Source organism: Snuella sedimenti (genome assembly GCF_016428595.1).
Taxonomy (GTDB): domain Bacteria; phylum Bacteroidota; class Bacteroidia; order Flavobacteriales; family Flavobacteriaceae; genus Snuella; species Snuella sedimenti.
Window position 1 is genome coordinate 99,640 of record NZ_JAELVQ010000005.1, and the last position, 20,039, is coordinate 119,678.

Annotated in this window: 18 protein-coding genes and 1 pseudogene; 6 read left to right on the forward strand and 13 right to left on the reverse strand. The window is 36.5% G+C overall.

Going from position 1 to position 20,039, the window contains the following annotated elements; translation table 11 throughout:
• Positions 1–179: 179 nt before the first annotated feature.
• The 9 genes from JF259_RS05755 to JF259_RS05795 form a co-directional block, all read right to left on the reverse strand.
• Positions 180–1,259, reverse strand: a complete 1,080-nt coding sequence (locus JF259_RS05755) for a zinc metalloprotease (protein WP_199114355.1) — start codon at positions 1,257–1,259, stop codon at positions 180–182.
• Between the two features lie 113 nt (positions 1,260–1,372).
• The gene (locus JF259_RS05760; protein WP_199114356.1) at positions 1,373–2,758 is read right to left on the reverse strand and encodes a sulfatase-like hydrolase/transferase; all 1,386 of its coding nucleotides are present in this window, start codon (positions 2,756–2,758) and stop codon (positions 1,373–1,375) included.
• 178 nt (positions 2,759–2,936) lie between these two features.
• On the reverse strand, positions 2,937–4,151 hold the full coding sequence (locus JF259_RS05765) for an aminotransferase class V-fold PLP-dependent enzyme (protein ID WP_199114357.1): 1,215 nt from the start codon (positions 4,149–4,151) through the stop codon (positions 2,937–2,939).
• A 34-nt stretch (positions 4,152–4,185) separates the two neighbouring features.
• Positions 4,186–5,499, reverse strand: a complete 1,314-nt coding sequence (gene sufD / locus JF259_RS05770; RefSeq protein ID WP_199114358.1) for a Fe-S cluster assembly protein SufD — start codon at positions 5,497–5,499, stop codon at positions 4,186–4,188.
• 75 nt (positions 5,500–5,574) lie between these two features.
• Positions 5,575–6,327, reverse strand: a complete 753-nt coding sequence (sufC, locus tag JF259_RS05775) for a Fe-S cluster assembly ATPase SufC (RefSeq protein ID WP_199114359.1) — start codon at positions 6,325–6,327, stop codon at positions 5,575–5,577.
• 7 nt (positions 6,328–6,334) lie between these two features.
• The gene (locus tag JF259_RS05780) at positions 6,335–6,739 is read right to left on the reverse strand and encodes a hypothetical protein (RefSeq protein ID WP_199114360.1); all 405 of its coding nucleotides are present in this window, start codon (positions 6,737–6,739) and stop codon (positions 6,335–6,337) included.
• Positions 6,740–6,802: 63 nt separating this feature from the next.
• Positions 6,803–8,251, reverse strand: a complete 1,449-nt coding sequence (sufB, locus tag JF259_RS05785; RefSeq protein WP_199114361.1) for a Fe-S cluster assembly protein SufB — start codon at positions 8,249–8,251, stop codon at positions 6,803–6,805.
• A gap of 29 nt (positions 8,252–8,280) precedes the next feature.
• Entirely contained in the window at positions 8,281–8,652 is a 372-nt protein-coding gene (locus tag JF259_RS05790; protein WP_199114362.1) for a four helix bundle protein, read from the reverse strand.
• Positions 8,653–8,689: 37 nt separating this feature from the next.
• A complete protein-coding gene (locus tag JF259_RS05795; protein WP_199114363.1) occupies positions 8,690–9,019 on the reverse strand; it encodes a HesB/IscA family protein in 330 nt (109 codons plus the stop codon).
• A gap of 410 nt (positions 9,020–9,429) precedes the next feature.
• On the opposite strand from JF259_RS05795, the gene thiL reads away from it, so the two are divergent.
• On the forward strand, positions 9,430–10,476 hold the full coding sequence (gene thiL, locus JF259_RS05800) for a thiamine-phosphate kinase (protein ID WP_199114364.1): 1,047 nt from the start codon (positions 9,430–9,432) through the stop codon (positions 10,474–10,476).
• Here thiL and JF259_RS05805 read toward each other — a convergent pair whose 3' ends face one another.
• The 3 genes from JF259_RS05805 to JF259_RS05815 form a co-directional block, all read right to left on the reverse strand.
• Positions 10,477–10,731: a hypothetical protein gene (locus tag JF259_RS05805; RefSeq protein ID WP_199114365.1), complete on the reverse strand. Its 255-nt coding sequence runs from the start codon at positions 10,729–10,731 to the stop codon at positions 10,477–10,479.
• A 485-nt stretch (positions 10,732–11,216) separates the two neighbouring features.
• The gene (locus tag JF259_RS05810) at positions 11,217–11,996 is read right to left on the reverse strand and encodes an alpha/beta fold hydrolase (RefSeq protein WP_199114366.1); all 780 of its coding nucleotides are present in this window, start codon (positions 11,994–11,996) and stop codon (positions 11,217–11,219) included.
• A 70-nt stretch (positions 11,997–12,066) separates the two neighbouring features.
• Positions 12,067–12,723, reverse strand: coding sequence for a hypothetical protein (locus JF259_RS05815; RefSeq protein WP_199114367.1), 657 nt, complete (start codon positions 12,721–12,723; stop codon positions 12,067–12,069).
• Between the two features lie 177 nt (positions 12,724–12,900).
• On the opposite strand from JF259_RS05815, the gene JF259_RS05820 reads away from it, so the two are divergent.
• A complete protein-coding gene (locus JF259_RS05820; protein WP_199114368.1) occupies positions 12,901–14,223 on the forward strand; it encodes an aspartate kinase in 1,323 nt (440 codons plus the stop codon).
• 59 nt (positions 14,224–14,282) lie between these two features.
• Here JF259_RS05820 and JF259_RS05825 read toward each other — a convergent pair whose 3' ends face one another.
• Positions 14,283–15,575, reverse strand: coding sequence for an aminopeptidase P family protein (locus JF259_RS05825; protein WP_199114369.1), 1,293 nt, complete (start codon positions 15,573–15,575; stop codon positions 14,283–14,285).
• A gap of 561 nt (positions 15,576–16,136) precedes the next feature.
• On the opposite strand from JF259_RS05825, the gene JF259_RS05830 reads away from it, so the two are divergent.
• The 4 genes and pseudogenes from JF259_RS05830 (at position 16,137) to JF259_RS05845 (ending at position 20,013) form a co-directional block, all read left to right on the forward strand.
• Positions 16,137–16,817 carry a succinate dehydrogenase cytochrome b subunit gene (locus tag JF259_RS05830; RefSeq protein WP_199114370.1) on the forward strand — a complete coding sequence of 227 codons (681 nt, stop codon included), beginning with the start codon at positions 16,137–16,139 and terminating at the stop codon, positions 16,815–16,817.
• Positions 16,818–16,829: 12 nt separating this feature from the next.
• A complete protein-coding gene (locus JF259_RS05835; RefSeq protein ID WP_199114371.1) occupies positions 16,830–18,842 on the forward strand; it encodes a fumarate reductase/succinate dehydrogenase flavoprotein subunit in 2,013 nt (670 codons plus the stop codon).
• A gap of 22 nt (positions 18,843–18,864) precedes the next feature.
• Positions 18,865–19,227, forward strand: a pseudogene (locus tag JF259_RS05840) (four helix bundle protein).
• Positions 19,228–19,269: 42 nt separating this feature from the next.
• A complete protein-coding gene (locus JF259_RS05845) occupies positions 19,270–20,013 on the forward strand; it encodes a succinate dehydrogenase/fumarate reductase iron-sulfur subunit (protein ID WP_199114372.1) in 744 nt (247 codons plus the stop codon).
• The last annotated feature ends 26 nt before the right edge of the window (positions 20,014–20,039 follow it).

A 20,039-nucleotide genomic window follows, 5' to 3' on the forward strand; every position in this document is an offset into this window, starting at 1 on the left:
TCAGATACAATTTATTCACATCGTTTATAATCGTTTTTCAAAGGTGTTCGTAAATCTTCGATTTTGCCGACAATCATCCCAGAGGGTGTCAAGATATGTTATAGCTCATTTCATAGTTAACATCATAATACAAAAAAGACGCCAAAATGAGCGCCTTTATAAATTTATTATGGAAAATTTTAGTTTGAGTTTACAAAACTGCTTCTGAACCCATCGCTTGCAAATAAAGCTCTGGATCTGGTATGCTGATCAACAGTAAACATATACATACAATCGTCGTAAACATAATCCATATAGTTCATGGTCATATCGGTTGAACCACATGCTGTAGTTGGGTGTTCTGGACAGCCATAGTTAGGTCCGTCCGATATTGGAGTGTCATCAACATAATCATCTACCGAACAACCACCATCGCCCCATATGTGCCGTAGGTTTAGCCAATGCCCCACTTCATGGGTTGCTGTTCTGCCATCTCCATAAACACCACCGGTTTCACCAAAGTAATTGGTGCTTATTACGACCCCGTCTGTAGAGGCTCGGCCTCCCGGAAATTGAGCATAGCCAAGTATGCCACCACCAATTTCACAAACCCATATGTTTAGATAGTGGGAGGTGTCGGTGGCATCAATGCCTCCTTTTTTGGAAGATTTCATAGCATCTCTGGTGCCCCAGCTTTTCTTATTAGAAATTTTCCTGTTTATTTCGCTTAGTGTAAACGTAATATTGTAATTGGCGACTAAGTTTGCAAATTCATTGGGCACTTGAGATGTATTGGGGTTACTGTTATTAAAATCTTCATTTAAGATAGCTATTTGGGAATTAATTTGAGTATCTGAAACCTGCCCTTCATAATTTTCAATAATATTAACAACCACAGGGATGGTTATTGGCCCATCATAAGGGATTGGGTCAGTTGGTGGATCCGGATCTTCATTGTTCCCTGGAGGACCGCCACCAGGAGTCCCGGTAGGCTTTTTAGCCGCAACGAATTTTCTTGTATGATATTCTATATCGTACATCCTTTTTTCCAACGCTGGGTTTTCATTCAATAACCGGTTTAGGTTTTGCATTGTATAACAAGGCTCTATGTTTCCTTTTCCTTGTACTTTCTTGGAAGTTACGCTGGTATCAAAATCGGTATAGACAAAAAAATCACTCATGTCAATTTCAATTTGATCTTGAGTAATATCGACATCATTGTCGTTACATGCAGAAAACAACAACAAGACAACTCCAATTCTTAAAAAAATCTGTTTCATTTTGGATGGTTTTGGTTAAGGTCTAATAAAAGATATAATTTATTAGAAAAATAGAAACATAAAATCTTTAAAAGCACTGCCTTTTCGATAAACTACCTAACTTGTTGCTAATTCTAGTCGGGCTGCGTTATTTTGTATGGTGCATCATATTGTTTAAGTTGAGTTTTTTTCCATTGGGCACCTTCTAAAAACACAGGGTGTGGTAGTGTTACGTCCCATTCGCCTAGTGCCTTTAGCAAATCTTTTGTTGTTTCTAAATGTTTAAGGGCAAGGTTATTTTGCTCTGAAGGGTCGGATGGTAAATGGTACAGTAGGGGTAATCTGTCTGGGAGCCTTATTAATTTCCATTCACCTTTTCTAATAGCAGCGCTGATGGTAAACCGCCATTTAAGCAGCTCGTGGGGTTTTGCTAATGGGGTTGTTGATGTGATTATAGGAAGTAAATTAACACCACTAAACGAAATAGCTTTTTCATTTCCTCCAGCTAATGCCATAAAGGTGGGAGCAAAGTCTAATGAGGAAACAGGGTTGCTGTATGTACTGCCTGAAGGGATAGTTCCTGGCCAATACATAATATAAGGGACATGAATACCACCTTCTAATAAGGTGCCTTTCTTTCCGTTATATGGTGCATTAATAGAGCCATTTGTTTTAGTTGGACCTCCATTATCACTAATAAATACAACTAAAGTGTTTTTGTCTAAGCCTTGATTTTTTAAAGTGTTTATGATTTTACCAACATTAACATCTAAACGATGTACCATGGCGGCATAGGTACGTCTTTTGGAGTCTTTTATGTGGGCATAAAGCTCAAGGTCCTCTTTGGTGGCTTGCATAGGCGTATGTGGAGCGTTAAAGGAAGCGAATAGGAAGAATGCTTTGTCTTTATGTCGTTTAATGAAATCCACACACTCATCACCTTTATCGTCTGTAATATAGGTTATTTGTTGGGGTGTTTTGTAATTACATTCTAGGGGAGCCCGATAACCTTTTCCATTAGGTTCTGAAACAAAGTAGTCGTGACCACCTCCAGTATAACCCCAAAATTCATCGAAACCACGTTGCAAGGGGTGAAATTGTTTGGCATGTCCAAGATGCCATTTTCCTATCAAACCACTAATATATCCTAAAGGTTTTAAATGATCGGCTATCGTTTTTACAGATATGGGTAGTCCTAGATATTCGGGATCAAAACCTGGTTGGTTGTCTTCTAAATTATTATCATGTCCAAATTCCACTTGGTTAATACCTGTAATAAATCCAGCTCTTGACGGACTACAAACAGCAGAAGATACATAACCTTGTGAAAAAAACATGCCTTCCTTTGCAAGTTTGTCTATGTTTGGTGTTTTAATTTGGGAACTTCCAGTTAAACTTAAATCGCCATACCCTAGGTCGTCGGCTACAATTAAAATAAAATTTGGTTTTTGTTTTTGTCCTAATGTGATGAGACAATTTAAAATTAATAGAATGAGTAATCCTGTTCTTTTTTTGTTCATGTAGTCTTTACAGTTTTGATGTCTGAAAGATAAAAAAGAAGGTTATAATTTGCAAAAAGCTTGTTTGACTTCTTGTTATTTGAACTAGGTTACATCATTAAGAAAACGTGAGCCTTGGGTGTAAAATTCTTGCAGAATTCCCCACGAAGAGATATGCTTTTCTTAAACAAGGTTCATATTAAGAAAGCATGCGCTGTGCTTTCTTGACACCATCGATGAGTGCGTCGATTTCATTTTTAGTGTTGTAAAAAGAAAAGGAAGCTCTAACCGTACCTGGGATATTGTAGAAATTCATAATAGGTTGGGCACAATGGTGTCCGGTTCGGACGGCAATACCCAATTTATCTAAAATAGTACCAACGTCATAGGGGTGTACGCCTTCTAAATTAAACGAAATAACCGATGTTTTACGTTTTGAAGTGCCGTATATTTTTAGTCCTTCAATCTCCAGGAGTTTTTTGGTGGCATATTCCAGCAATTCATTTTCATAAGCAGCAATAGTGTCTATGCCAATGGCATTCATATAGTCTATGGCTGCCCCAAAGGCAATGCCTCCACAAATATTAGGTGTACCGGCCTCAAATTTATGGGGTAAATCTGCATAGGTCGTTTTTTCGAACGTAACTTCAGCAATCATTTCACCCCCGCCTTGGTATGGAGGTAATTCTTTAAGCAAAGCTTCTTTTCCATACAACATACCCACTCCAGTTGGACCACACATTTTGTGAGCGGATGCCACATAAAAGTCTACATCGAGTTTTTGAACGTCTATTTTTATATGTGGACAAGCCTGTGCGCCATCAATTAAAACAGCAGCACCTATCTGGTGTGCTTTTTCGATTATGTGTTCAATGGGATTGATCGTGCCTAAAGCATTTGAAATATGGTTAACAAAAACCAGTTTTGTTTTTTCACTTAGTAGCCCGTGATATGCTTCCATAAGTAATTCGCCATCTTGGTTCATGGGAATGACTTTTAAAATGGCTCCGGTACGTTCGCAGAGCATTTGCCAAGGAACAATATTGCTATGGTGTTCTAATGCAGATACAATAATTTCGTCTCCTTCATTTAAAAGTGAGGTAAATCCGCTAGCTACAATATTGATGCTATGGGTTGTTCCAGAAGTTAATATAATCTCGTGAGCATGCTTAGCATGAAAGTGCGCTTGTATTTTTAAGCGCGCTTGTTCATATTTATCGGTAGCTTCTTGACTTAAGGTGTGAACACCACGGTGGATATTAGCATTATAATTTGAATAATAATCAACAATTGTATCTATAACCTGTTGAGGGGTTTGAGACGTCGCAGCATTATCTAAGTAAATCAAGGGATTCCCATTTACCTCACGGTTAAGTATGGGGAAGTCTTTTCTAATATCTTCAGCTCTAAACATATTTATAGCAAATGGGGTTCGACAACTTTAAGGATTACAGGTCAAAACCAATGTTTACACCTAGCTTATTGGCTATGATCTTGTTGATGCGTTGTTTTATTTCTGGTATTTTAACCGAATCCAAAACGTTGTTACTAAAAGCATACATTAATAGGGCTTTGGCTTCTTTTTCGGGTATGCCTCGCGAGCGTAAATAAAACATGGCGCTTTCGTCTAGCTGACCAATAGTGCAGCCATGCGAACACTTAACATCATCGGCAAAAATTTCAAGTTGCGGTTTCGTGTTAATTGCTGCCTTATCGCTAACCAGAATGTTATTGTTTGCCTGGAACGCGTTCGTCTTTTGTGCTTCTTTTTCAACAACGACTTTCCCGTTGAATACACCCGTAGCACTATCACCAAAAATACCTTTGTAGTCTTGATGGCTTTCACAATTTGGTTCTATATGGTGTACTAAGGTATTGTGATCTACATGTTGTTTGTCGCCAATAATTGTGATGCCTTTTAAAGTAGAATCAATACGTTCGCCATGTTGGTAAAAATTAAGATTGTTACGGGTTAATTTACCACCAAAAGAGAAGGTGTGTACGGAACAAATGCTTTCTCGCAATTGCTTAATAAAGGTATTATCTATTAAGGATGCATTGGTATTGTCATTCTGAATTTTGTAATAATCTACAATAGCACGTTTTTTGGTAAAAACTTCAGTAACGCTATTGGTTAATACTGGGTTGTCAGTTAAACTTTGGTGACGCTCAATAATTTGAACATGCGAATTTTCTTCTACTACAATTAAATTACGAGGTTGCACCATGGTTGCCGACTCGTTACCTGTAGAGAAGTTTATTATTTGAATAGGTTTGTCTACTAATTTATTTTTTGGAATATGAATATAAGCCCCTTCACTTGAAAATGCTGTGTTTAATGATGTTAAGCTATCCTTTGTGGCAGCTACATTAAAATAGTTTTCAATAACTAAACGGTATTTTGGTTTAGAAAGTGCAGCCGACATAAGGCAAACATCCATGCCATCGTGTGTGGTTTGCGATAAATGCGACGAATATTTTCCATCAATAAAAACAATTTTATAGGTATCTATATCGTGGATAAAATATTTTTTTATGTCTTTATATTCCAAAGCGTTTTCTTGCTTAGGGAACACACTGTAATCTTGTTTTAAAATACTGTTTAGAGAGGTGTATTTCCAAGCTTCTTCCTTTTTAGAAGGAAAACCTTTTTCTTCAAATGTTTTGATAGCATCAGTTCTTATGTCGTGTACATAAGTATCTACGTCGGTTTGGTTCTCAAATACCAGAAAGGATGCTATTAATTTTTCTTTTAAATCCATTTGTTTCAGTTTTCAGTCGCAGTTTACAGTTTACAGTAAAATAACTGCTCACTGAGATTGTGACTGCTTACTAGTTTAAGCGTTTACTTCTTGTTTAATCCAATCGTAACCTTTCTCCTCAAGTTCGTGAGCCAATTCTTTTGTTCCTGATTTTACAATTTTACCATTGTACAAAACGTGAACATAATCAGGTACTATATGGTCTAAAAGTCTTTGATAGTGCGTGATTACAACTACAGCATTATCTTTGCTTTTTAATTTGTTTACACCGTTTGCTACTATACGTAAAGCATCAATATCTAATCCAGAATCGGTTTCATCCAAAATAGCCAATTGCGGTTCCAATATAGCCATTTGAAAAATTTCATTACGCTTTTTCTCTCCTCCGGAGAAGCCTTCATTAAGCGAGCGAGATAAAAATTTCCTGTCAATTTCCAGTAGCTCCGATTTTTCTCGAATAAGCTTAAGCATGTCTTTAGCAGGCATTTCTTCTAAGCCTTTGGCCTTTCGTGTTTCGTTGATGGCTGTTTTCATGAAGTTGGTAACGGAAACTCCTGGGATCTCAACAGGATATTGAAAAGAAAGGAAAATGCCTTTATGGGCACGTTCTTCGGCAGCTAACTCTTCAATATCTTCATCGTTAAAGCTTATCTTTCCCTTGGTTACCTCATAATCTTCTTTACCTGCAATAACAGATGCTAGTGTACTTTTACCAGAACCGTTGGGTCCCATAATGGCGTGTACTTCTCCAGCTTTTACTTCAAGGTTTATACCTTTTAGAATCGTTTTATCTTCAACACTTGCGTGTAAGTTTTCAATTTTTAACATACTATTATTATTCGTTTCCTAATTTTATAACGTTGTTATCTTTTGGGTTGGGTCTCGAAACATTTAAAATTTCCTTTATTTCAATTCGAAATGGCCAACCTTCTTCTTTTTCTGGTTTTGGGATTATCTTACCGCGGATCTCAACAGGGACCATATCGGTATCTGCAACTTTATATTTTTTTACTTGTTCATTGAGTTCGTGCATTTTTGTGTCTATCACAACACCGTATATGTCTGTATTGGTTTGCAGTACGGCGGCATCAGCATAATAAATAAATTCACCTTTTATAAGTGTTAAATCATCATTTTTTGCAATAGCTTCTAGGTGTTCTCCTGATGCACTTTTTTTGTTGTCTTTTTTGCAACTGGCAAAAGCGATTAAACAAACTAATAGAATTAATGCTCTTCTCACAGGTTTAAATTTTAGTAATCAACTATTATTAATGTTCGTTTTATGAGTTTATGTTTTTGAATTTTACCCAACACTTCCTTCTAAACTTATTTCTAATAGTTTTTGCGCTTCAACTGCAAATTCCATAGGTAATTTATTCAATACGTCCTTGCTAAAACCATTTACTATTAATGCGATGGCTTTTTCAGTGTCGATTCCACGTTGGTTACAATAAAAAATTTGGTCTTCTCCAATTTTACTGGTTGTGGCCTCGTGTTCTATTTTAGCCGATTTATTTTTAACTTCAATATAAGGGAAGGTATGGGCACCACATGCATTACCCATTAACAAGCTGTCACACTGTGAAAAGTTACGGGCATTTTCTGCTCGTGAACTTATTTGTACCAATCCACGATAACTGTTTTGCGATTTACCTGCCGAGATACCTTTAGAGATAATGGTCGATTTGGTGTTTTTGCCCAAATGGATCATTTTTGTACCTGTATCGGCTTGTTGGTAATTGTTAGTCACTGCTATGGAATAGAATTCACCAATTGAATTATCGCCTTTTAATATACAGGAAGGGTATTTCCAAGTAATAGCACTTCCTGTTTCTACCTGCGTCCAGGATATTTTTGCATTGGTTTCGCAGAAACCGCGCTTGGTAACAAAATTAAAGACGCCGCCTTTGCCTTCAGCATTTCCAGGATACCAGTTCTGAACGGTTGAATATTTAATTTCGGCATCATCCAAAGCTATTAGTTCAACTACGGCAGCATGCAATTGGTTTTCATCTCTACTAGGAGCAGTACAGCCTTCAAGGTAACTTACGTAACTCCCTTTGTCTGCAATAACCAAAGTACGTTCGAACTGACCGGTGCCAGCTTGATTAATTCTAAAGTAAGTAGATAACTCCATAGGGCATTTTACGCCTTTTGGAATGTAACAGAAACTTCCATCACTAAATACAGCACTGTTTAATGCTGCATAAAAGTTGTCTTTTTGTGGAACAACAGTTCCAATATATTTTTTTACTAATTCGGGATGCTCCTTAATGGCCTCGCTTATAGAACAAAAAATGATGCCTTTTTCTCCAAGGGTTTTCTTAAAGGTAGTTGCCACAGATACAGAATCCACAACGACGTCCATTGCAACGCCGGCAAGCTTTTTTTGTTCGTCAAGAGAAATACCTAACTTTTCGAAAGTTGCTAATAATTCTGGGTCAACTTCGTCAATGCTGTTGTACTTTGGTTTGCTGTTAGGAGCAGAATAGTATGAAATTGCTTGAAAATCGGGTTTTTCATATTTAACATTGGCCCATTCGGGTTCTGTCATTTCTTTCCATATACGAAACGCTTCCAGCCTCCAGTCGGTCATCCATTGCGGTTCTTCCTTTTTTTGCGAAATGGCACGTACAATATCTTCGTTTAAACCAACAGGAAATGTATCGGATTCTATATCGGTATAAAATCCGTATTCGTATTCCTTGGTTTTAAGTTCTTCTCTTAAATCGTCTTCTGTATATTTACTCATTATCTGTTTAAATGTTGTAAAGTAAAAAGTTACAATGTTGGACTCAGATATTTAATCAAGCCACTGGTTAACTTTGAAATTTCTTTTACTTTTAAATTTAATGTTTTAAATTCTTTCGAACTTAAATATTCTAAATCATAGGCTAAATATAATTGCGAACGGAACTCTCCTGGTGAAGCCTTGGCAATATATAAATAGCGGATAAATTCTTTTGTTGTTTCTCTTTCAAATCCCTCGGCTATATTCGAGGAAATTGAAATGCTTGAACGTCTTATTTGATCCCTTAGACTAAAATCATTATTAAAATATTTATTTCTTTCGGTTACATCGTAAATGTTTTTGTTTAATTCCCTGGCTTTTTGCCAAGCTATTATGTCTTCAAAGGAGCTAAATTTTGTCATTTACTTTTTAACTTTAAACAACTTTCTACTTTAGAAACTACAGAGAAAAACTTTCTCCGCAACCACATGTTCTATTGGCATTAGGGTTATTAAATACGAAACCTGTTCCGTTGAGTCCTCCAGAATATTCTAATGTAGTTCCTATTAAATAAAGAAAGCTTTTTTTGTCAACAATAATTTTTACGCCGTTGTCTTCAAATACTTTGTCGTCTTCTTGATTTTCCTTGTCAAATTTTAAATCGTAAGACAAGCCAGAGCAACCGCCACTTTTTACCCCTACACGAACGTAATCGTTAGACGGGCTATAACCGTCTTCTGTCATAAGTTGTATAACTTTCTTCTTAGCTGTTTCAGAAACCTTAATCATAATTTATTAGATTTAGTTATGTGATATTACCAGTTTTTACTCGATAATCGAGATTTAAATGCTCCGAGGCTTGCCTCGAAATCAAAAATAATTTCCTATAAATGCCTCGTGCACTTGCACCAAGGTAGTTTATATGTCACATATAAGCTCCTATTTTTAAAACCAACTCAAAGCACCTTTATGTAAAATTGTTTATTAAGAAGGTTTCTAAATAGAGTGCAAATATACAATATAAGTCATGGATTACCATATTACCTAACATTATATTGCTATATAGTTTGATAGGTTTTCCTTATTGCTAATAAAACGGTGTGTTTCTTGATGATTTTTAGTTTTTAGTGTGATAATTTGTTTAAGGTTAAAATGATAAAAATTATCGGTTTATGGAATAAGCTTCTTATTTTTGCAGCATGATAGAAGATAAAAATCAACAGCGTACGCAGTTAAGTGATTTAGGGGAATTTGGTCTTATTGATCATTTAACAGGTAATTTTAAAATAACTCAAAGTTCAACTATAAAGGGTATTGGCGATGATGCTGCAGTTCTGGAATTTAAGAATAAGCAAATTGTGGTCTCTACCGATCTTTTGGTCGAAGGGGTGCATTTTGATTTGAGCTATATGCCTTTGAAGCATTTGGGTTATAAAGCTGTGGTTGTTAATTTGTCTGATGTGTACGCTATGAATGCTAAGGCTACGCAAATAACTGTTTCTATTGCGGTTTCTAACAGGTTTCCTTTAGAGGCCTTGGAAGATTTGTATGCAGGGATAGAAACGGCAGCAAGGATTTACAACATTGATGTAGTTGGTGGTGATACCACATCGTCAAATAAAGGTTTGTTGATCTCTGTTACAGCAGTTGGTGAAGTTGATAGTGGTGATGTTGTTTATAGAAATGGTGCTAAACCTAATGACCTGTTAGTTGTTACAGGTGATTTGGGAGGGGCTTATATGGGGCTTCAGGTACTAGAACGTGAAAAGGAGGTTTTTAAGGTTAATCCTAATAATCAGCCCGATTTAGACCTTTACTCTTACATTATTGAGCGCCAGCTTAAACCCGAAGCGCGTAAAGATATTGTTAAGTTGTTAGCCGACTTGGAAGTGAAGCCAACAGCGATGATTGATATAAGTGATGGTTTGTCTTCTGAGATCATGCATATATGCACTCAAAGTAAAGTAGGTTGCGACTTATATGAGGAAAAAATACCTTTAGATCCACAAGTTATTTCAACTTGTGAGGAGTTTAATGTTGACAGTACTACAGTTGCTTTAAACGGAGGAGAGGATTATGAATTGCTGTTTACAATTTCGCAAGATGATTATCCAAAAATTAAGGCTAATCCCAACTTTTCGGTTATTGGGCATATTAAAGAAGCATCAGCAGGGTTGCATTTGGTCACAAGAGCGGATGCGAGAATACCTATTAAAGCTCAGGGTTGGAAGAACTTTAATGCATAATTAGGCAAGTTGTATTTCGCTTAGTTGTTGTGTCTTGTAAGAAACCGAATGGTTTTTTGCTTTTCGTTTGTGATGTACGCGAGCTAAGACGTCATTAATTTCCTTATGCTTAGGAGTGAGTATAATTAAACGACCATTTCCATTAATGGTGAGCTCTTTTTTGCAATTTTTACAAGAGTATTCTTTTACGTGGTAGGTAACATGTCTGGTTATTTGGAACTCGTGTCCAAATACCTTACATTGAATGTTTTTCATCTGTTTATTTTTATTGCTTTTTAATTGCCAGATGTAACATCCATATTGCCTTTCCCTTTGCGGTAACATTTTTAGTCATGGATGTTTCATTTTTGCTATTTAATCAGTTTGTAATGAGTTGATTAAATTATCGAAAATCATTCGTTGGATTTAGTTTTGTATTAACAAATCGATGAAGTGATTGCTTTTCTCTGTGAACGGATCATTCTTTTGTTGTGTATTCGTTCTAATATGGCGTTAATCTCTTTAAACTTGGGAGTGAGTTCTGTTAAGTTGCCGTTACTGTTGGTCGTTAATTGCTTTTTGCAGTGGCTACATGTGTATTCTTTAACATGCCATGTAACTTTTCTTGTTACCTGAAAATCATGTCCAAAAAGTGAGCAATACATTTTTGGGATAAAAGCAGGTTTGCTATTAGTTTTTTCCATGATGTTAAGATTTGGAGGTAACAATATAGATGAAATCAATAAAAATATCGTTGAAATCTATATATTTTCGATGAAATGCATAGCATGCTGAAGGAATAAGCCTTCATTTTCAATATGACTCATGTGTCCATCAGGAAATTCAATAACATTTACATTGGTGTTTTCTGTTTGTTCGATAAGCTCATTATAGTTTAAAACAGGATCCTTTTTGCTTATTATCATCATTTTTTTATAGGGTGTAAAATGTAAAAGAACCTCCCTGTCGTCTCTTATTTTCATGCCTTCTAAAGCAGCTATGATGCCTTGAACGGGTGTTTTTAGGGCTTCTTGTTTTGTGTGCTTTATTTCTTTGGAGAAAATTTTCCTGTTTTTAGGCCTGAACAAGTTAGAGATGGCCATTCGTATAAATGTCTTGTAGTTTTGTTTTACTGCAATAATAGCACGATCTCGATTTGCCTTGCGTTCAGGAGTGTCGGCTTTAGCAGTCGAATTCATTAGGCATAAGCCTTTAAGGGCGTCTGGGTTCGCTTCGGCATATGCTAATGCAACGTAGCCGCCCATAGAGTGTCCTATAAAAATAGAACGTCTAATCTTTAAGTGTTTAAGAACGGCTTTTACGGCTTCGGCCATTTGCTCCATAGTGTGCACGTAACCCAAGCAACCTGTCTTACCGTGGCCTAGTAGATCGATGCATATAACTCGGTTTTTTTTTGATAATTCAGGGATAAAAGCATCCCACATTGATAGGTTTTCTAAAAAGCCATGTAAGAGCACAATGGCTTTACCTTTTCCTGTGTCCGTGTAGAATATATTAATTCCTTTATGTTCAAGAATCATTTTAAGGTAAAATAAGGGCAAAGATAATTTGAATTACTAACAATCTCAATTCTTGTTATTGGTGCAAGCGTTATGATTTTACCTTTTTAATGGCGGTAAACGCTTTATCTACATATTCATCTTCAACTAATATGGTAAATTCGTTGGTAGTAGATAACACTTCGTATAAAACAATGCCTTCCCAAGCAAGTCGTTTAAAGAAATGGTAATAAAGACCGGCAATTTTAGAGTTGTCTTGTGGCAAGTTTATGCTTATGGCAGATAACCCGCTTTGTGTAGCAAGGAAGGTTTCATTACGTAATTGTTCACTGATAAATTCTTTTAAGCTGCTTGAAACAATAATGTTGCTTTCGTGAATACCTCTTGTAAATGTGTAGAATAATTTAGATTCCTGATTGATACGTTCTAAGATTTTTGCATGGTTGTTTATCAATGTGTCCGAATTCCTTACTGTGAAGTCCGTTAAATTAGAGCGTACCGTTATGTCACCTAAGTTTTGAATCACTTTGCGCATTTTAATGGAATTCGTTAAAGTTGTAGGAGGGCTATAGCGTCTTAAGGCCATCATAATAGCGCCGGGTTTCACATCTTTTTTTAGCATTTTGCTAATTGGTTCTGTTAATTCAAGAGCCAAAGCGCTAAAATTAATAATGTTTCTTGAAAGTGCTTCCTCTAAGTAAGGTTGTGTTATTAAAATGTCTTCTACACAGTTAGATACGGTCTTCATGTTAACTATTTAACAGTTTGTGTAAAAATAAACTTTTTTTTAAATAAATATCGTTTTTACGCTTTAGAATTATAATTTTGTTTGCAAATTAGTGAAAATGAATGGCATAGGTTTTGGTGGTTTTTAAGGGTGCCGGTTATGCGAAGTGAGAATTTATTATAGATTAAGAATATATAGATGAAAGTATTAAAATTTGGTGGAACATCGGTTGGGTCTATTGAGAACATGGCTAATGTTAAGCGTATTATCAATGATGGTGAACAAAAGATAGTGGTGTTGTCTGCTATGTCTGGAACAACAAACCAGTTGGTAGCTATTGGAGAAGATATTGCCAATGGAGAGGTTGATGAAGCTTTAAGTAAGATTGAGGCGTTACTTGCAAAATATATGGTTACTATTGATGGACTTATAACGGATAAGGTTTTGAATACTGAGGTTAAAGCTTACGTTACAAGTGTTTTTGATGTATTGGTGAACGCTACTAAAGAACCTTTTTCGGAAGTACTGGAGAATAAAATTGTAGCTCAAGGTGAGTTAATGTCTACTTATATGTTCAATGCTTATTTAAAGCAAGAAGGTGTTCGTTCGGCATTGTTGCCGGCTTTGGATTTTATGCGCATTGATGCTGCTAAAGAACCTGATCAGGAATATATAAAAACGCACCTTAAAGCTGTGTTAGAGACTGTTGGATCCTATGATATTTATATCACACAAGGGTTTATTTGTTTGGACGATAATAACGCTATATCTAATTTGCAACGAGGTGGTAGTGATTATACTGCAACTATTATAGGTGCAGCTATAAAAGCTGAAGAAGTGCAAATTTGGACAGATATAGACGGGATGCACAATAACGATCCCCGATATGTTGAAAATACGAGACCTATCTCAAATTTATCGTTTGATGAAGCAGCCGAGTTGGCTTATTTCGGGGCTAAAATATTGCACCCGCAAACGGTAACTCCTGTTAGGGCTGATAGTATTCCTGTACGTTTAAAAAACACAATGAATCCCGAAGCTTATGGGACGTCGATTACAAGCGATTATGTAGAAACAGGCGTAAAAGCTATTGCAGCAAAAGATGGTATCACTGCCATTAAGATTAAGTCTGGAAGAATGTTACAGGCTCATGGTTTCTTGAAAAAGGTGTTTGAGATTTTTGAGGTTTATGAAACATCAATCGATATGATCACGACCTCGGAAGTCGCTGTTTCGTTAACTATTGATGATGATAGGAACTTAGATAAGATTGTAGCGGCATTAGAAACATTTGCTTCTATTGAAGTAGATAAAAATCAAACAATAGTATGTCTGGTAGGGCATTCAATAGTTAAGCATTCAGATACTTATAGGTTGTTTCAAATACTTCAGGATGTGAAAATTAGGATGATCTCTTACGGAGGGAGTAACAATAATATATCGTTGTTAATTAACTCTCAAGATAAAATTAACACATTAAGCAAGCTAAACGATTATTTATTTGAATTAGTCACTCTATAAATTGAAAGATTTAGTATTGTAGCAATCGGGATCGTTAAAGCGATCCCGATTTTTTAATGTTAAGAATTCATGATGTCCTCTATCTCTTCAATTTCAATAGGGATGTTTCGCATTAAATTAAAAGGTTCGCCATTTTCTTGAATAACAACATCGTCTTCTAAACGGATTCCGAAACCTTCGTCGGGTATATAGATGGCTGGCTCTACCGTAAATACCATGTTTGCTTGCATAGGGTCGGTTAAAATGCCATAATCGTGCGTGTCTAGTCCCATGTGATGCGATGTACCATGCATAAAATATTTTTTATAAGCTGGCCAGTCTGGATTTTCATTTTGTACATCGGCTTTGTCCAAGAGTCCAAGCCCAAGTAATTCCGAAGTCATCATTTTGCCAACCTCTGCGTGGTATTCTCCCCAATCTGTTCCGGGTATAAGTAGCTTGGTAACTTCATTCTTGATTCTGTTTACAGCATTGTAAACATCTTTTTGTCTATTGGTAAAACGACCAGAAACCGGGATGGTACGAGTCATGTCGCTAGAATAGTTTGCGTATTCTGCAGCAGTATCTAATAATAGTAAGTCGCCTGCCTTACATTGTTGATTGTTGTCTACGTAGTGCAAAACATTGGCGTTGTTTCCAGAAGCAATAATAGGTGTATAGGCAAAACCTTTGGATCGGTTTCTTAAAAACTCGTGCATAAATTCGGCCTCAATTTCATATTCCCAAACACCAGGTTTTAAAAAGTTAAGAATACGGCGAAATCCTTTTTCGGTAATATCACAGGCTTCTTGAATTAAGGCTATCTCTATTGGATCTTTGACAGAGCGTAAACGTTGCAAAATAGGGTTGCTTTTTGCTACTGCATGTGCAGGATATTTGTCCTTTAGCCACTTAGTAAAGCGGTCTTCTCGAGTTTCAGTTTCAACGTTGGCGCGATAATGTTCGTTAGTGTTGATGTATACTGTGTCGCACTGTGTCATGATTTCAAACATGATTTTTTCCATGTCCTGTAACCAATATACTGTTTTGACGCCGCTGATTTCGAATGCTCTTTCCTTAGTTAGTTTTTCACCTTCCCATATGGCTATATGTTCGTTTGTTTCTTTTAGGAATAATATTTCGCGGTGCTTTTCCTTTGGACAATCGGGGAATAGAACCAAAATGCTTTCTTCTTGATCTATACCGCTTAAATAGAAGATATCGCGATGTTGCTGAAAAGGCATCGTGCTATCTGCACTAATAGGGTAAATGTCATTAGAGTTAAAAACAGCTAGGCTGTTGGGTTTCATATTGCTTGTAAAGCCTTTCCTGTTTTTTATAAATAGGCTATTGTCTATTTTGTGGTACTTCATTGTTCTATTTTTTTAAATTTTAATATGAGTAATGTCACTTTCATCTTTAGTTTTCTTGAAAGAAGAGTTGTTGAACAGGAAGTATTCCTGATTCAAAATTTTTCAAAATTACATAATATGTATCAGGCAATAAAAAAGAGAATCGATATATTTTTATTTGGTTAATGGTTAATGGTTGTTGGGAAAGGGGGAATGGGAGAATTTTTAATATGTCTTTGTGTTGAGTTATTAATAATCAAGCGAAAACCCTAAATCATATTCGTTTATAGAATATGAATCTGGAGTCCAGAAGCTGGGTGCAAGGTGTTTGTCAATGGTTAATTATACCATGGTAAAGAACTATTGTCTTTTTAACAATTAGCAAAGGTCAATTCGTACTGTTTAGGCAGGCAATATTATGGCATATCTGGGGTTGTGGATTTTCAATCCGTAGTGGTTTAGTTATAAGTAAAATGTTCTTTTTTAAAACCATTCTAAATACATAATAAAAGAGCGTGTAAAACTTGTTATAATTATGCTTGCTCATTACATTTGCGTCAGTATAAACTAACTATGTAAAAAATGAGTGGATTTTTTAAATCTTCGATAGGAAGAAAAGTCGCTATGGCGCTTTCTGCTTTTTTCCTAATGTTTTTTTTATTGCAGCATTTTGTGATTAATTCTTTATCTGTTTTTAGTGCAGAGCTTTTTAATGAAGTATCTCACTTTATGGGAACCAATTGGTTGATTCAATTTGTTTTGCAACCTGTGCTGATATTTGGTGTTGTTTTCCATTTTGTTATGGGATTTGTGCTAGAGCTTAAAAACAAAAGTGCAAGAAAAATTTCTTATGCTAAAAACAATGGTGCGGCTAATTCGTCATGGATGAGTAGGAATATGATTTGGAGTGGTCTGGCTATTCTGGCATTTATTGTATTGCACTTTATTGATTTTTGGTTTCCAGAAATAAACACCAAGTTTATTAAGGGGGATTGGTCTGGTGTACATGAAGGCGTTGAAGGTTATAGGTATTTTCATGAGCTACAGGGTAAGTTTGTAAGCCCGATACGAGTAGCGGCTTATGCTTTAGCGTTTGTGTTTTTAGCACTGCACTTATTTCACGGATTTACATCGGCATTCCAATCGATGGGAGCTACGGCTGGGAGAAAGAAAACATTACAGAATATTGGAAAGGCTTATTCAATAATAATACCTGTAGGGTTTATTATTATTGCTGTTTTCCATCATCTTAATCACCATTAATCTTAGTATATTATGGCTTTAGATTCAAGAGTACCACAAGGTCCAATTAAAGATAAATGGACAGATTATAAAAATAAAATAAACTTAGTAAACCCTGCCAACAAGCGTCATATAGATGTTATTGTTGTTGGTACTGGATTAGCGGGTGGTTCGGCTGCTGCTACTTTAGCAGAGTTGGGCTATAATGTAAAAGCATTTGCCTATCAAGATTCGCCTCGTCGTGCACATTCCATTGCGGCACAAGGAGGAATTAATGCTGCTAAAAATTACCAGGGAGATGGGGATTCAACATATAGGTTGTTCTATGATACTGTAAAAGGAGGGGATTATCGCTCTCGTGAAGCAAACGTATACCGTTTGGCAGAGGTGTCTGCTAATATTATAGATCAGTGTGTTGCTCAAGGCGTACCTTTTGCACGTGATTATGGAGGCCTGTTAGATAACCGTTCGTTTGGAGGGGTTTTGGTGTCGAGAACTTTTTATGCTAAAGGGCAAACCGGGCAACAACTATTGTTGGGAGCTTATTCGGCAATGAACCGCCAAATAGCACGTGGAAAAATTGAAATGTTTAACCGTCACGAAATGCTTGATGTTGTAAAGGTTGATGGAAAAGCAAGAGGGATTATTGCCAGAAACTTGGTCACAGGTGAGATAGAGCGACATTCGGCTCATGCTGTAGTAGTTGCTTCAGGAGGATATGGAAATGTCTATTTCTTGTCAACTAACGCCATGGGGTCTAATGCGACTGCAGCTTGGAAGATACATAAAAAAGGTGCTTATTTTGCAAACCCATGTTATACACAAATTCACCCAACATGCATTCCGCGTTCTGGAGATTATCAATCTAAATTAACGTTGATGTCTGAGTCGTTACGTAACGATGGACGTATTTGGGTGCCTAAAAATATGGAGGATGTTTTGGCAATTCGTGAAGGTCGTAAAAAGCCAACCGATTTGTCTGAAGATGAGCGCGATTATTACTTAGAGCGTCGATACCCTGCTTTTGGTAACTTGGTGCCTCGCGATGTGGCTTCAAGAGCTGCGAAAGAGCGTTGCGATGCTGGCTATGGTGTAAACGCCACTGGAGAAGCAGTGTATTTAGATTTTGCCTCAGCAATTGAGCGTTATGGAAAAGAACAAGCCAAAATTCAAAATATCCAGAATCCTTCAAAAGAAAAAATTACAGAATTAGGAGAGAAAATAGTTGAGGCTAAATACGGGAATTTATTCCAAATGTATGAGAAGATTGTAGACGAGAATCCATACAAAATGCCAATGATGATTTATCCAGCGACACACTATACCATGGGTGGGGTTTGGGTAGATTATAACTTAATGACAACTATTCCAGGATGCTACTGTATTGGTGAAGCAAACTTCTCAGACCATGGTGCTAACCGATTGGGAGCGTCAGCATTAATGCAAGGTTTGGCTGATGGTTATTTTGTGTTGCCTTACACAATTGGTGATTATTTAGCTAACGATATACGAACAGGAAAGATTCCAACGGATACACCTGAGTTTGATGAGGCAGAAAAAGAAGTAAAGGATAGAATAGACTTCTTTATTAATAATAATGGAACCAAGTCTGTTGATTATTTCCATAAGCGTTTAGGAAAAGTGATGTGGGATAAAGTAGGGATGGCTCGTAACGAAAAAGGTTTAAAAGAAGCTATGGCAGAAATTAAAGCCATTCGTGAAGCGTTCTGGAAAGAAGTGAAAGTTCCTGGGTCTGCAAATGAAATGAATCCTGAATTGGAAAAAGCAGGGCGTGTAGCCGACTTTTTGGAGTTAGGAGAGTTGTTTGCTAAAGATGCTTTAATGCGCGAAGAATCTTGTGGCGGCCACTTTAGGGAAGAATCAGTAGAATTAGAAGGCGAACAAAAAGGTGAAGCTAAGCGAAATGATAAAGACTTTGCGTTTGTTGCCGCTTGGGAATATAAAGGTGAGCCAGCCGATGCTGTTTTACATAAGGAAGCATTAGAGTTTAAAGATATCGAGTTAAAGCAGAGGAGCTATAAGTAATTAGCGAAGAGCGAAAAGGGATATGCCAACATTAAAATCGTATAAAGAATTAATTGTTTGGCAGAAATCTATGATTTTAGTTAAAGAGATTTATAAACTAACGTCTAATTTTCCTGAAAGCGAAAAATTTGTTTTAACAAGTCAAATGAGAAGAGCTTCGGTTTCTATTCCGTCAAATATAGCTGAAGGTTGAGGAAGGTTATCTCGAAAAAATTATATTCAATTTTTAAGAACTTCAAGAGGTTCTCTGTTTGAATTAGAAACACAAGTAATAATAACTAAAGAATTAAATTATATAAGTGATAGTGGAGAAATCGAAAATTTAATCATCGAAATTAGCAAAATGCTGAATACACTAATTAAAAAATTAGAAGAAAAGAACTAAGTCCTCTTTTCGCTTATCACTAATCGCTCAAAACTTATAATTATGAATCTAACACTTAAAATTTGGAGACAAAAAGACTCACAGTCAAAGGGTCAAATGGTCGATTATAAAGTCACCGATATTTCAGAACATATGTCTTTTTTAGAAATGATGGATGTTCTTAATGAGCAATTGGTAAATGCAGGAGAAGAGCCTGTGGCATTCGATCACGATTGTCGTGAAGGTATTTGTGGGATGTGTTCTATGTATATAAACGGAGAGGCACACGGGCCTGATCGAGGGGTAACAACCTGTCAGCTGCATATGCGTATGTTTAAAGATGGTGATACCATTACCATTGAGCCATTTAGGGCGGCAGCCTTTCCGGTAATTAAGGATTTAGTTGTCGATAGATCGTCTTTTGAACGTATCCAACAAGCGGGGGGGTATATTTCTGTAAATACATCTGGAAATACCCAAGATGCTAATGCCATTCCTATTTCTAAGCATGCTGCCGATGAGGCTATGGATGCAGCTACTTGTATTGGTTGTGGTGCCTGTGTAGCTACTTGTAAAAACTCATCAGCGATGTTATTTGTAGGAGCTAAGGTGTCCCAATATGCCCTATTGCCACAGGGTCAAGTTGAAGCTGTAGATCGTGTCAAAAATATGGTTGCACAAATGGATTTGGAAGGTTTTGGAAACTGTACCAATACAGGCGCATGTGAGGTAGAATGTCCTAAAGGTATTTCTTTGGATAATATCGCCCGTATGAATAGAGAGCTTATGAAGGCTTCTTTAAAATAGTTGTTTTAGAAATACAATTTTCTTAA

What these genes read in the sequence shown, in the direction of transcription:
- JF259_RS05755 (WP_199114355.1), bottom strand. Translation starts at nt 1,259, where the DNA reads ATGAAACAGATTTTTTTAAGAATTGGAGTTGTCTTGTTGTTGTTTTCT.
- JF259_RS05760 (WP_199114356.1), bottom strand. Translation starts at nt 2,758, where the DNA reads ATGAACAAAAAAAGAACAGGATTACTCATTCTATTAATTTTAAATTGT.
- JF259_RS05765 (WP_199114357.1), bottom strand. Translation starts at nt 4,151, where the DNA reads ATGTTTAGAGCTGAAGATATTAGAAAAGACTTCCCCATACTTAACCGT.
- sufD (WP_199114358.1), bottom strand. Translation starts at nt 5,499, where the DNA reads ATGGATTTAAAAGAAAAATTAATAGCATCCTTTCTGGTATTTGAGAAC.
- sufC (WP_199114359.1), bottom strand. Translation starts at nt 6,327, where the DNA reads ATGTTAAAAATTGAAAACTTACACGCAAGTGTTGAAGATAAAACGATT.
- sufB (WP_199114361.1), bottom strand. Translation starts at nt 8,251, where the DNA reads ATGAGTAAATATACAGAAGACGATTTAAGAGAAGAACTTAAAACCAAG.
- JF259_RS05790 (WP_199114362.1), bottom strand. Translation starts at nt 8,652, where the DNA reads ATGACAAAATTTAGCTCCTTTGAAGACATAATAGCTTGGCAAAAAGCC.
- JF259_RS05795 (WP_199114363.1), bottom strand. Translation starts at nt 9,019, where the DNA reads ATGATTAAGGTTTCTGAAACAGCTAAGAAGAAAGTTATACAACTTATG.
- thiL (WP_199114364.1), top strand. Translation starts at nt 9,430, where the DNA reads ATGATAGAAGATAAAAATCAACAGCGTACGCAGTTAAGTGATTTAGGG.
- JF259_RS05805 (WP_199114365.1), bottom strand. Translation starts at nt 10,731, where the DNA reads ATGAAAAACATTCAATGTAAGGTATTTGGACACGAGTTCCAAATAACC.
- JF259_RS05810 (WP_199114366.1), bottom strand. Translation starts at nt 11,996, where the DNA reads ATGATTCTTGAACATAAAGGAATTAATATATTCTACACGGACACAGGA.
- JF259_RS05815 (WP_199114367.1), bottom strand. Translation starts at nt 12,723, where the DNA reads ATGAAGACCGTATCTAACTGTGTAGAAGACATTTTAATAACACAACCT.
- JF259_RS05820 (WP_199114368.1), top strand. Translation starts at nt 12,901, where the DNA reads ATGAAAGTATTAAAATTTGGTGGAACATCGGTTGGGTCTATTGAGAAC.
- JF259_RS05825 (WP_199114369.1), bottom strand. Translation starts at nt 15,575, where the DNA reads ATGAAGTACCACAAAATAGACAATAGCCTATTTATAAAAAACAGGAAA.
- JF259_RS05830 (WP_199114370.1), top strand. Translation starts at nt 16,137, where the DNA reads ATGAGTGGATTTTTTAAATCTTCGATAGGAAGAAAAGTCGCTATGGCG.
- JF259_RS05835 (WP_199114371.1), top strand. Translation starts at nt 16,830, where the DNA reads ATGGCTTTAGATTCAAGAGTACCACAAGGTCCAATTAAAGATAAATGG.
- JF259_RS05845 (WP_199114372.1), top strand. Translation starts at nt 19,270, where the DNA reads ATGAATCTAACACTTAAAATTTGGAGACAAAAAGACTCACAGTCAAAG.